We start from the raw sequence: 12,697 nt of genomic DNA on the forward strand, positions 1-12,697 counted from the left end.
AAAAAGGAGAAACAGAATGGAAAAAATCGCAAGCTTTACCATTGACCATATAAAACTGCAGCCGGGTATCTATGTATCCCGAAAAGACCATGTGGGGCAGGAAGTGATCACCACATTTGACATCCGTATGACTTCCCCCAATGAGGAACCGGTCATGAACACAGCGGAGGTTCACACGATTGAACATCTGGCAGCCACTTTTCTGAGAAATCACAGTGAATTTGGCGGCAAGATCATCTACTTTGGCCCCATGGGCTGCCGCACAGGTTTTTATCTTCTGCTTTCCGGGGATTATGAATCCTCTGATATTGTAGAACTATTAAAAGAAATGTTTGTGTTTATCCGCGATTTCAAAGATGAGGTTCCGGGCGCTTCCCCAAAAGACTGCGGCAATTACCTGGATATGAATCTGGGCATGGCAAACTATCTGGCGAAAAATTATCTGGACCGGGTATTGAACCATATAGGCCCGGACCGTCTTGTATATCCAGGATCATGATCATGAGATCCTGCATTTAAAAAGAGCCCGGTCTACACCGGACTCCCGCGCAGGAACCCACTCCCTGCAGCTATAAGCCCTTTCGGAGCAGCAGCACTGCCTGGAAGGGCTTTCTTTTTTCAAAATTCTCCCATCTCTTCGCGGTAAAAACAATAGCTGTCCTTTCCTGACTCTTTTGCTTTATAAAGGGCCACATCCGCATATTTCCCTATAGAATTCTTTTCTTCTGTATAGTGCCTTGGATAAAAAGCCACCCCAACAGACACGGAAAGCTGCATTCCGTCAAACTCCGCTCTCCTGACCTTTTCCAGAATTTTTTTCAGGACAGGCTCCAATTGTTCTTCCCTGTCAACCCCCGGAAAAAACATACAGAATTCATCTCCCCCATACCTTGCGGTAACGGTTCTTTTTGGAGTATATTCCGTGAGAATCTTTGCTATCTTCATCAGCACCATATCTCCGTAGGCGTGCCCTCTTGTATCATTGACAAGCTTGAAATTATCCACATCCATCAGGCAGTACGCGCCGGTTTTCTCCCCCTGCATGAAATAGGAAAACACTGTCCTTTCAAATGCCTGACGGTTCAGCAGGTTTGTCATGGCATCATGGGATGCCTGATGCTGCATCTCCATCTCATGGATTTTCTTTTCGTGGATGTCCAGAATAGCACCCACAGCTTCGCCTGCTCCGTGGGGAAGCATCAAACTCATGGTAAACCAGCGGTATTCCTGGTTTCCCTCCGGCCGAAGCCGGAAATCACAGGTAATGTTCTCTCTCTTATTTATGGATGCACTTCTAAGCACCTCTATATTAAAATTTTGATAGATGTATATTTTTTCTTCCTCATAAACGTTGTCTATAATAAACTGTTCCAGGAAATCCTCATAATCGTACAGGACCCCGGCTTTCAGCTTTACCGACAGGGAACCTGTATGAAAAAATAATATCTGGTTATTTTTAATGTCCACCTCAAAAATCACAGTGTAGACCAAACCTGCCACCACCTTTCATCATCAACGAATATCTTAACGGTTCTATACCCTCACCGTAACGCTGGAAAATCCATGCCGAACCGCCTCCGGCTATGGGATTTTTGCCTGGCTGCTGAAGTGTTACCGAATATCTATTATATTACAACAATATAACACTATTGTAAACAATAATTGTTGGCTTATAATTTTATCCCTATTAAGGCATAATATAGTGCATATACTAAATTAGGGTAAATCTGCACAGTATAGTGAATGGCATATGCCATGCCTTTTATGGTTTGTGCAATGCTGCATATAGGGAGGTTTTTTATGAACATCGGTGAAAATCTTGCACAGCTCCGCAAAGATAAACAGATAAGTGTCTATAAACTCTCTCAATTAAGTGACGTTTCAATCAACTATATCAGAAGGGTAGAAAAGGGTGAGAGCATTCCCAGCATAGAAATCCTGACCGCTCTGCTGTCTCCTCTTGGAATACGTCTCTCAGAGTTTTTTAAGGAGGGGGCTGATATTCTGTACCCATCACCTTATGAAGCCGAACTGGTCCGCCTCTCCCGCCGGCTAAACAAGGAGCAGGCAGCGGCCCTTCTTAATCTGGCAAAGCTTTTGGCACAAAAATGAGCAGTAAGTATGCTCCTGCACACTTACTGCTCATTTTTTCATTCTATATTTCTCTTGTCCAATGACTGTCTGCTGTCATAATCATAAAGCTGAAGTTCCTCTTCCACATCACAGAGGAACACATCTTCCGGATATCTCTTCAAAACTCTTTTGCCTCCTGTATCCCCTGTAAGACACATCAGCTCCGGAATATATGTTTCATGGAAGATTACAGGATTGCCTGTAGTATCTCCCTTCGCGAGGCACCCTATTTTCTTTCCGCTTCTCAAAAAACCATCCAGAAAACGGTTCACCGTATCCGCTCTCAGATGCGGCTGGTCAGCCACAAAAAAGCAGTAAAAATCTTCTCCTTTTTTATCCATGCCGCACGCACGCCTGCTTTCCAAGATTCCAAGTTTAAGGGAGGAGGAAATGCCCAATGCACTCTCTTTATTTTCCACCGGACAAAAGCCGTTTTGGGCAGTCTCCTCCAATATGGTCTCATACTGGCTCACCACACAGACAGATGCAATGTCCTCCCTGATTTCTTTTAACGTTCTGAGAATTTCCAAGGGATACTGATACATAGGCCTGCCGTTTAGCTCATAGAGCAGCTTGTTCTCCCCAAAACGCCTGGAAAATCCCGCCGCAAGTAAAATCAAATGAATTTTTAAGGGGACGGCAGCCGGGTCCGGGGGTCTGCAAAATACAGGTACACTGGTATGCTCCCCCATTTCTGCCACCACTTTCCCGTCATCTGTCTGGTTCAGCAGAATCATCTGCTCCGCATCCGGAAACTTCGCTTTAAGAGGCTGCACATACCCTGCCTCCAGCAGGTATCCTGCAAGTCCGGGCGTCAGATACATATTGGATAAGCCGCCCTTACCTCCATTTTCTGCAAAGGCGGCCCCATTCATCCCCGCTTCGCAAACCAGCTTTTCTGCCTCCTCCATCCGGAAACAAATTTCCTCCAGAGGCCTTCCCATTGCCGGCATGCCTGCCAGGATCATAATATGGGTAGTTTCCTTCACGATCACCGGCTCATAGGAAGACGGCACTTTAAAGGGATGACGCCTGGACCCGTCGGCCTCTATGACAACCGCGTCAAAAAAAGGCAGCACTGCGTTAAAGACAGCCTCCGGCAAAGCCTTCATTTTCATCCCGCCCGGCCCGGATGTCCCGGCGGTCACCACAGGGCTCTTCTCTGCGGCGGCTTTTATTTCTTCCGGAGATTTGTCTATGGCCCCATTTCTTCCTAAAAAAGCCGGATGCTCCATATGCGTAGTGGTAGTGACCAGAACTTTTTTTCCTTCTCCGGCCAGTTCCTCAGCCAACAGATAAGCGCAGGTGGTCTTTCCCCCTGCGCCCACAAGGGAAATCACCGGCTTTTCCGACCATTTCCCCATACGTTTCAACATATCCAATAAACTTCTTTTCATTTCAGCATACCCTTTTCAAAGGCACTCACCAGTTCCAGTACGCTGCCGGCAATACACCTGGCTTTATCTGAAATCAAGGCACAGTGCGCCCCGGATTCCTCTCTTGGGTCCACATCCGCTGACTTAAAATGTTCTGTCACCTGGTATCCATCCTGCAGAATCCCCCGGAGCACACCGGAGATTTCTGTGATCTGTGGAAAGCGCTGCCCATCCGGGGTCTCCACATATCCTACCGGGTTCCCGGCTTCCACCCAGTCACCAATTGAGGCATTTGCCCGGAAAATACCGGCACGATCCGAGTGGACCACCCGCTCTTTTCCATAGCCGCCAATCCTTCCCGGCACCCCTGTGTTTGGTATGGCACAGCCTTTATTCAGTATTCTGCCCAGATAGTGTCCCCGCTTTGTCTCAACCACATAATCCACATCCCGCCCGGCCTGGAACCCAGGCCCAAGGGCAATCGTCAGCTCAGCCATATCCCTTCGGGTACCCAGATTCCGTTTTGCCAGAATTGCGTCCACCAGAATCTCCGGCTGCAGTACACCAAGTAAGCTGCATGCAGGGTCCACCAGGAGGACCGGGGACATGGGCGCCGCCAGCGCCAGCGCTTCTTCAGCGCTCTCCACTTTTCTGCATACCATACCCTCCACTTCTGTCTCCCCGTCGTAAACAGCCTGGGAAAAAGCCACAAGCCTGCGGATTGCGGAAGGCCTGTCATTCTCCAGTATAATGACAGGATACCCGCTTCTGCCCAGACGGTGGATCGTCCCTGTGGCCAGGTCGCCGCCGCCTCTTACTACAATTGGTCTCATGATCTGTTCTCTCCTAACCTGCTTATGCCGCCTATGGGCGTATGATCTTGACGGCATCCGCCTGTTTTTCCACGATTTCATACATATTGGTCACTCTGCCCACAGCCAGTTTTTCCGTGATCCCATAATGATTCAAACAGGTCCCGCAGGTGAGGATCTCCACACCTTCCCCGTCAAGCGTTTTCAGGTCCTCCAATGACTCAGAGCCCTCACAGGACAGATGTGCACCTCCATTATATAACAGTACCGTTTTCGGAAGTTTCGGAAGCTGTGTCAGGGCATAGATAAATCCTTTCATCAGGAGCTTTCCCAGCACCTCGTCCCCGTTACCCATTTCATTTGAGGAGATGACCACAACGGTGTTGTCCCCGGAGGGAACGGAACAGTTTACCGGTATTTCTGTCTCTGTCTGGTTTTCATTTTCCTGGGTCACTGTAATTCTTACGCTGAATTCCTTTTCCCCAAGCTTTGTGGACGCATACTCCGCCTTCTGTGATCCTGCCAGTTTACGCAGATTTTCCACTGCCATCTCATTATCCACTGTGATGAGGACTACATCTCCCCGGCTGCATGTATCCATGGCCTTCTTTGCTAATATGACCGGTTTCGGGCAGGCAAGCCCTCTTGCATCAATATTCTGCTCCATAATATCACCTTTTCTGTATATTTTACCGAGGTGCCGTATATTTCTTTCTGGGCACATATCTGCCCGCTTTTTCTACCTGTACTGCACCTTTGTCTACTACAAGAGTACCATGCAAATAGACTTTGTCAATACATCCTTTTATTTTTGTTCCCTCAAAGGGAGCATAATCCATAGCATAATGCTGGGCGGCCGCTGTGATCACAGCCTCCTTCTCCGGATCTATAACAACCAGGTCCGCAGTGCTTCCCGGGGCAGCGCATCCCTTCTCCGGGTACATCCCATAAAGCTTCGCCGGATTTTCAGACAGGAGACGGCACATCTGTTCCAGGGAGATCCTGCCTTCCCTGACTCCATAGGTATAGAGAAGGGTTCCCCTTGTCTCCACACCCGGCATACCGTTGGGTATTTTTGTAAAATCCTCTTTTCCCATAGCTTTCTGCTTGGTAGTAAAACTACAGTGGTCCGTGGAAACTGTCTGTACCCGCTCTTCTTTTAGTGCCTTCCAAAGACATTCCTGATCTTTTTTCTTCCTGAGTGGAGGAGAGATCACATATTTTGCCGCCTCCGGGCCACCCTGTTCATAGAGACTGTCATCCATAAGCAGATACTGGGGACAGGTCTCTGCATACACTTCCTGCCCTCTGGCTCTGGCCTCCTCAATTTCCCGGTATGCCTCCTCACAGGTCAGATGCACCACGATAATGGGCGTACCGGCAGTCTGGGCAGTCACAAGCAGACGGTGTACAGCCTCAGCCTCAAACTGGGCAGGACGTACTTGGGGATGTGTATCCGCATCCATCCTGCCCTGTGCTTTCGCCTCCCGAATCAGCGCGTCGATCATATCCGCATTTTCACAGTGCACCCCTGCGATTCCGCCCATATCCTTCAGTCGTTTCAACACCTCATATATTTCACCGTCATTTAGTTTCATGGCGGGATATGTCATATACAGTTTAAAAGTAGTCACACCCGCTGCGATCATATCTTCGATCTGGGCAAAGGTCTGCTCATTCCAGTCTGATATGGCCATGTGGAACCCGTAATCGCAGGAGGCTTTCCCATCCGCTTTTTGGTGCCAGTTGGCAAGCGCCTCCTTCAGAGTCTCCCCCTTATTCTGTGTGGCAAAGTCAACAATGGTGGTCGTCCCTCCGGCTATGGCGGCAAGGGTCCCGCTGGCAAAGTCATCTGCTGTCACGGTACCGGACACCTCCAGGTCAAAATGTGTATGCGCGTCGATGAATCCCGGAAATATCAGTTTTCCTTCCAGATCCAGGATCTCATCTGCTTCCTCGGGGGATATGTTCTCTTCCACCCTGCATATAGTCTCCCCGTCAATGAGAATATCCTTTTTTCCGCTCTCCTGTCCATTCACAACGGTTCCATTCTGCAAAAGCAGTTTCATATGACCTCACCCTTTCTTCTTTTCTTTCCTGTAAAATGTATTTTCCAGGGGCAGTTTTCTCCGCTCCACCCCATCCAGTCTGTAATAAGCATGGGCACACGCAGGCGCTGTCGGTACCGTAGAGATTTCTCCCACACCCTTTGCGCCATAAGCTTCTGTCAGCACTTTGGGAGAAGTGACCAGAACGGACTTGATTTCCGGTGTGGCGGTTGCTCTGAAAAGTCCCAGTTTTCCGTAACTCAGCACAGGCCTTCCGTCCACCATAGGGAAATCCTCTGTAAACGCATAGCCTAGCCCCATGACTACACCGCCTTCCACCTGTCCTTCACAGGACTGTACATTGATCACAGTTCCCACATCATGGGCTGCCACAACCTCAGTCACTTTTCCGCACTCATCCAGAATCACCACTTGGGTTGCATATCCATATGCAATATGGCTTACCGGATGCTTTTTCGGGGAACCCATAGCATCTGTCTCCCCATTATATTCTGCATAAAATTCTTTGCCTTCCAGCTCTACCAGCGATTTCTTTTCCTGCAGGGCTTCTTTTAATTTAAGTGCCGCCCTCCGCGTGGCCTCCCCTGTAAACAAGGTCTGTCTGGATGCCGTACTGGTGCCGGAGTCCGGTGTGTCCATGGTATTGGCCTTCTTATGTACCACCTGGTCAGCTCTCAGCCCCGTGGTTTCACAGACGATCTGTATGGCTACAGTGCCCACGCCCTGCCCCATACATGCGGCTGAGGTGAGTACCTCTGCTTTTCCCTCCCGGATTCTCAGGTTACACCTGCCCACATCCGGGTTTCCCACACCAATACCGCTGTTTTTCATGCAGGAAGCAATCCCTGCGTAGGGATGGGCATCGTAGATATCCTTTACAGCTTCCAGTGTCTGCGCCAGCGCGCAGTCTACAGTGGCGATCTGGCCGTTTGGCAGCGTCTGTCCCGGACGGATCGCGTTCCTGTAACGGATCTCCCACGGGGTGATCCCCACCTGCTCAGCCAGCAGGTCCAGATTAAATTCTGTAGCAAAACAGCTCTGGGTTACGCCAAATCCCCTGTATGCGCCTGCCGGTATATTATTCGTATAGACACCGTAGCCGGTAATCTCCACATCCTGGTAATTATAAGGCCCTGCTGCATGGGTACAGGCCCGCTCCAGCACCGGACTTCCCAAAGAGGCATAGGCTCCTGTATCCGCGTAAATCACTGCTTTCATTCCTGTCAGATATCCGTTTTCATCACAGGCCGTGGTAAAATCCATCTCCATGGCATGGCGCTTCACATGACACATAAGGCTCTCCGCCCTGGAAAAGCGGACTTTGACCGGACGCTTCAACAGCCAGGCACACAGGGCCGCATGATGCTGCACACTCATGTCCTCCTTACCCCCAAAACCGCCGCCTACCAGCATGGATTCCACCTTCACTTTCTCCAGGGGAATCTGTAGAATACCGGATATCTCCCTCTGCTCATCATAAACAGACTGGCCTGACGTATACAGATGTACTCCGTCCTCCCCCTCCGGAAAGGCAATGGCACACTCCGGTTCCATAAACGCATGGTCTGTAAAAGGCAGACTGTAATGACGTGTCACCACATATTTGGAACTCCTGATGGCCGCATCTGCGTCTCCCCGGACACACTGCTTCTTAGCCAGCAGATTTCCCTCCTCATGTACCTTAGGCGCGTCTTCTTCCAGCGCCCTTCTGGGATCTGTCACCGGCTGCAGTTCTTCTGCATCCACTTCGATCAGACTTAACACTTCATCCAGGTTCTCCCTGTAGTTCACCACTGCAAGCGCCAGCGCATCCCCCACATATCTGGTGATTCCGCCTTCCGGGATCATCACGTCCCAGTCTTTTTTAATATGGCCGCAGATATTCTCCGGCACATCTTTTGCCGTATAGACAGCCACACAGTCAGGGTGAGCCAGTGCCTTTCCTATATTAATATGGTTGATCCGGCATCTGGGATAAGGGGAGCGCAGTGCCTTTGCATAAGCCATATCCGGCAGTACAATATCATCCACATATCTGCCTGTACCGCGAACCTTTTCCTCTGCATCTACACGTTTGAACCTGCGTGTGATTCCGCTCTCCTCTTCCTCCCCGGGAATCTCACGTTTTTCCCTAAAGAAATCCGCTGCCATGAGGATCGCTTCCTCTATCTTTTTATATCCGGTACAGCGGCAGATATTGCCGTGGATCGCTTTCTTCACATCCTGCCTGGTTGGATTTAAGTTTACATCCAGCAAAGCCTTGGCAGAGATGATCATGCCCGGAATACAAAAACCGCACTGTACAGCCCCTGCCTCAGCAAAACAGTGTACATACACTTTCATCTCCTCTTCCGGGATTCCTTCCACTGTAGTCACATGCCTGCCGTCCACTTTAGACAGCTTGACTACACAGGCCTTCCTCTTTTTCCCGTCCACCAGAACCGTGCAGGTTCCGCAGGCCCCCTCACTGCATCCTTCCTTGACGGCTGTAAGTCCCAGTTCATCCCTGAGATAGTCCAGAAGCCTGCCCTCCTTCTCACTTCCGCATTCTTTTCCATTAACATAGAACGTATACATAAAACCCTCCCATCCGGAACCATCTATATGGTCCCCCTTTCCTACACCAATACATAACGATCCAATCAACTTGGTCGTTTCCGGGTATCCGTCCATACATTACACCAATACTTCATAAATACCCTCGTACAGGACTCCGTGTTCCTGCATCATTTTCTCCGTTCTCTCTTTCTCCTGAACCTCCGTACACCAGGACAGGCCGCATCCGGCTGACACTGCTCTCGGCAGGGGGATCAGACGCCCGGGAAGTCCCTGTTCCCTGCACATCTTTTCCATCCCCATAGCCCTGGTCGTGGTTCCGAACGTAACCACCAGCTTTAATGTTCTCTCTCTCATATTCATGCCTTCCTTGATATCCTAACTATAACACCTGCAGACCCTTATTTCAAGGGATTGGACGCACTTTTCCAAAAAATATTTAGATAACCTAAAAGTTTTTGTAAAAACCTCTTGCAATCTCAAAAAAGTATGCTATGATGGAATTAACAAGAAAAACAAAACCTGTCAGAAAGGAGCTTTCTTATGGGCAGATTAAAATTACTGAAACAGGTGGCCGCCGGTCTTGCCAGACAGTTCGGACCGGACTGTGAGATCGTGATCCACGACTTAAAGACCCAGGACCTGGAACACTCCATTGTCTATCTGGAAAACGGCCATGTCTCCGGCAGACAGTTAGGTGACGGCCCCTCAAACGTGGTACTGAAGGCATTAAAAGAAACTCACCCGGAGAATCTGACGGACAGGGCAGGCTACCTGACCCGGACAGCGGACGGAAGAGTTCTGAAGTCTTCCACCTTCTACATAAAAGATGAAACAGAGGAGCTTCACTACATTCTGGGTATTAATTATGATATTACCAAGCTCCTGACCTTAGAAGCTGCCATCCACAATCTGACTGATACAGACGAGGAGAAGGAAAAAGAGGCGGCTCCGGAAATCACCCACAATGTAAATGACCTTCTGGACCATCTTATTGAAGAGTCCGTCAGTCTGGTAGGTAAACCGGTGGCGCTGATGACCAAGGAAGACAAAGTAAAAGCCATCCAGTTCTTAAATGACTCCGGCGCATTCCTCATCACCAAATCCGGTGACAAGGTGGCAAATTATTTCGGCATTTCCAAATATACTTTATATAGCTATACCGATGTGAACAAAGAAAAGGGGGAAGAAAAAAAATGAAAGAAATCCAATGGGCAGAGAATAAAATGCCAAAGACGGCAGACACGTCTCTTCCGGTTATGTCACTGGAAAATGTAGCAAAAGCCAGAGCATTCCACGAAAGCTTTCCGCAGTACAGCAAAACACCGCTGGCAAAGCTTGACCACATGGCAAAGCACCTGGGTCTTGGAGGAATCTATGTAAAAGATGAATCCTACCGTTTCGGCCTGAACGCATTCAAAGTGCTGGGCGGTTCCTTTGCCATGGCCAACTACATTGCCAAACAGACCCACAGAGATGTAAGCGAACTGCCCTACGCAGTGCTCACCTCAGAAGAACTGAGAAAAGAATTCGGGCAGGCCACTTTCTTCACTGCAACAGACGGCAATCACGGACGCGGCGTTGCCTGGGCTGCCAACAGGCTGGGACAGAAATCTGTGGTCCTCATGCCAAAAGGCTCCACCAGGACCCGTCTTGAAAATATTCAAAAGGAAGGCGCAGACGCCTCCATCACAGAGGTCAATTATGATGAATGTGTCCGCCGTGCCAATACCATGGCAGAAAAGACACCCAACGGCGTTATGGTACAGGATACCGCATGGGATGGCTACGAGGAGATTCCTTCCTGGATCATGCAGGGATATGGAACCATGGCTTCCGAGGCTGACGAGCAGCTAAGGGAATACGGCTGCGTCCGCCCCACTCACATTTTCATCCAGGCAGGTGTAGGTTCCCTGGCAGGAGCGGTACAGGGTTATTTCGCCAACCGCTATCCTGAAAATCCGCCTATGGTTGTAGTGATGGAAGCAGATACCGCTGCCTGCCTCTATAAAGGAGCCAAAGCAGCCGACGGTGGTATCCGAATTGTGGACGGCGATATGCCCACCATCATGGCTGGTCTTGCCTGCGGAGAGCCGAACACGATCTCCTGGGATATCCTGAAAAACCATGTATCTGTCTTTACCTCCTGCCCGGACTGGGTATCCGCCAGAGGGATGCGCATGCTGGCAGCTCCTGTAAAAGGAGACCCCCAGGTGACAAGCGGAGAATCCGGCGCTGTGGGCATGGGGCTTTTAAGCGCCATCATGGAACAGGATAAATACAGGGAACTGCGCAGTTTCCTGAAGCTGGATGACACGGCAAAGGTACTCCTCTTCTCCACAGAAGGCGACACAGACCCGGAGCGCTACAAAGAAATTGTGTGGGACGGAAAACAATATGAATGATGCCCTGCCAAAAGGGCCGGATGCAGGAAACTATTTTAATTAAATAATATATGTATTGGGAGGATTTCATTATGGATTACGGTAAGATCAAAGAAGCAGCACAGGGTTACGAACAGGCAATGACAAAGTTTTTAAGGGACCTGGTAAGGATTCCGGGTGAAAGCGTAGGCGAAGAAGGCCATGTAAAACGAATTGAACAGGAAATGAACGCTCTTGGATTTGATAAAGTTGTCATTGACCCCATGGGAAATATTCTGGGCTACATGGGAAGCGGCAAGACGCTCATCGGATTTGATGCTCATATAGATACGGTAGGCATCGGCAACCGCGGCAACTGGGAGTTTGACCCTTATGAAGGCTTTGAGTCTGACACGGAGATTGGCGGACGCGGAACTTCCGACCAGCTCGGCGGTATTGTCTCCGCAGTGTACGGTGCCAAGATCATGAAAGACCAGGGACTTCTGGATGACCGCTACACCGTACTGGTGACAGGAACGGTTCAGGAGGAAGACTGTGACGGCCTGTGCTGGCAGTATATTGTAAATGAAGACAAAGTAAGACCTGAATTTGTTGTATCCACAGAACCTACAGACGGCGGCATCTACAGAGGGCAGAGAGGCCGTATGGAAATCCGTGTGGATGTAACAGGCGTTTCCTGTCATGGTTCTGCACCGGAACGTGGTGACAATGCCATCTATAAAATGGCCGACATTCTCCAGGAAGTGCGCGATCTCAATGAAAATGACGCTAAGGACTCCACCAAGATCAAAGGTCTTGTGAAGATGCTGGATGAAAAATACAACAAAGAATGGAAGGAAGCCCGTTTCCTTGGCCGCGGTACTGTGACCACATCCGAGATTTTCTTCACATCCCCCAGCCGCTGCGCAGTTGCAGACTCATGCGCCATCTCTCTTGACCGCCGTATGACTGCAGGGGAAACCTGGGAAAGCTGTCTGGATGAGATCCGCGCCCTGCCGTCCGTGAAAAAACACGGTGCAAAAGTATCCATGTACAATTACGAGCGCCCGTCTTGGACCGGACTTTCCTATCCCACAGAATGCTACTTCCCCACATGGGTCATTCCAAAGGACCATAAAGTGACAGAAGCTATGGCTGCCGCTTACACCGAACTGTACGGAGAACCCCGCATTGACAAATGGACCTTCTCCACCAACGGCGTTTCCATTATGGGCCGTTTCGGCATCCCATGCATCGGTTTTGGCCCAGGCAAGGAGGCTCAGGCTCATGCCCCCAATGAGAAAACCTGGAAAGAGGACCTTGTGAGATGCGCCGCTGTGTATGCTGCTCTTCCAACTGAATACTGCAAATAATAAGAATTTATGATC

12 protein-coding genes are annotated in these 12,697 nt (G+C 49.7%); 5 read left to right on the forward strand and 7 right to left on the reverse strand.

Annotation, left to right across the window (positions count from 1 at the left end):
• The first annotated feature begins 16 nt into the window (after positions 1-16).
• Positions 17-499 carry an S-ribosylhomocysteine lyase gene (locus tag A4V09_RS12590; RefSeq protein ID WP_065542662.1) on the forward strand — a complete coding sequence of 161 codons (483 nt, stop codon included), beginning with the start codon at positions 17-19 and terminating at the stop codon, positions 497-499.
• A 119-nt stretch (positions 500-618) separates the two neighbouring features.
• Here A4V09_RS12590 and A4V09_RS12595 read toward each other — a convergent pair whose 3' ends face one another.
• Entirely contained in the window at positions 619-1,491 is an 873-nt protein-coding gene (locus tag A4V09_RS12595; protein WP_065542663.1) for a GGDEF domain-containing protein, read from the reverse strand.
• 309 nt (positions 1,492-1,800) lie between these two features.
• Between A4V09_RS12595 and A4V09_RS12600 the strand changes: the two genes are divergently transcribed.
• The gene (locus A4V09_RS12600) at positions 1,801-2,112 is read left to right on the forward strand and encodes a helix-turn-helix domain-containing protein (RefSeq protein WP_065542664.1); all 312 of its coding nucleotides are present in this window, start codon (positions 1,801-1,803) and stop codon (positions 2,110-2,112) included.
• Between the two features lie 38 nt (positions 2,113-2,150).
• Here the strand turns inward: A4V09_RS12600 and yqeC are convergent, their stop codons facing one another.
• From yqeC to A4V09_RS12630, 6 genes are all read right to left on the reverse strand, one after another.
• Positions 2,151-3,530 carry a selenium cofactor biosynthesis protein YqeC gene (gene yqeC, locus A4V09_RS12605; protein WP_084043580.1) on the reverse strand — a complete coding sequence of 460 codons (1,380 nt, stop codon included), beginning with the start codon at positions 3,528-3,530 and terminating at the stop codon, positions 2,151-2,153.
• Positions 3,527-4,342: a selenium-dependent molybdenum cofactor biosynthesis protein YqeB gene (yqeB, locus tag A4V09_RS12610; RefSeq protein ID WP_084043581.1), complete on the reverse strand. Its 816-nt coding sequence runs from the start codon at positions 4,340-4,342 to the stop codon at positions 3,527-3,529. Before yqeB ends, yqeC begins: the two co-directional genes overlap by 4 nt.
• A gap of 31 nt (positions 4,343-4,373) precedes the next feature.
• On the reverse strand, positions 4,374-4,988 hold the full coding sequence (gene yedF, locus A4V09_RS12615) for a sulfurtransferase-like selenium metabolism protein YedF (protein ID WP_065544765.1): 615 nt from the start codon (positions 4,986-4,988) through the stop codon (positions 4,374-4,376).
• 22 nt (positions 4,989-5,010) lie between these two features.
• Positions 5,011-6,390 (reverse strand): dihydropyrimidinase, encoded by a 1,380-nt coding sequence (hydA, locus tag A4V09_RS12620; RefSeq protein ID WP_065542666.1) that lies wholly within the window; start codon positions 6,388-6,390, stop codon positions 5,011-5,013.
• A 6-nt stretch (positions 6,391-6,396) separates the two neighbouring features.
• Positions 6,397-8,967 (reverse strand): selenium-dependent xanthine dehydrogenase, encoded by a 2,571-nt coding sequence (xdh, locus tag A4V09_RS12625; protein WP_065542667.1) that lies wholly within the window; start codon positions 8,965-8,967, stop codon positions 6,397-6,399.
• Between the two features lie 99 nt (positions 8,968-9,066).
• A complete protein-coding gene (locus A4V09_RS12630) occupies positions 9,067-9,303 on the reverse strand; it encodes a putative Se/S carrier protein (protein WP_065542668.1) in 237 nt (78 codons plus the stop codon).
• Between the two features lie 186 nt (positions 9,304-9,489).
• On the opposite strand from A4V09_RS12630, the gene A4V09_RS12635 reads away from it, so the two are divergent.
• From A4V09_RS12635 to A4V09_RS12645, 3 genes are all read left to right on the forward strand, one after another.
• Positions 9,490-10,146 (forward strand): helix-turn-helix transcriptional regulator, encoded by a 657-nt coding sequence (locus tag A4V09_RS12635; RefSeq protein ID WP_065542669.1) that lies wholly within the window; start codon positions 9,490-9,492, stop codon positions 10,144-10,146.
• A complete protein-coding gene (gene dpaL, locus A4V09_RS12640; RefSeq protein WP_065542670.1) occupies positions 10,143-11,351 on the forward strand; it encodes a diaminopropionate ammonia-lyase in 1,209 nt (402 codons plus the stop codon). The genes A4V09_RS12635 and dpaL overlap by 4 nt, the downstream gene beginning before the upstream one ends.
• A 71-nt stretch (positions 11,352-11,422) precedes the next feature.
• A complete protein-coding gene (locus A4V09_RS12645) occupies positions 11,423-12,682 on the forward strand; it encodes a YgeY family selenium metabolism-linked hydrolase (RefSeq protein WP_065542671.1) in 1,260 nt (419 codons plus the stop codon).
• The last annotated feature ends 15 nt before the right edge of the window (positions 12,683-12,697 follow it).

Origin of the sequence: Blautia pseudococcoides (genome assembly GCF_001689125.2) — a bacterium.
GTDB classification, from domain to species: Bacteria; Bacillota; Clostridia; order Lachnospirales; family Lachnospiraceae; genus Blautia; species Blautia pseudococcoides.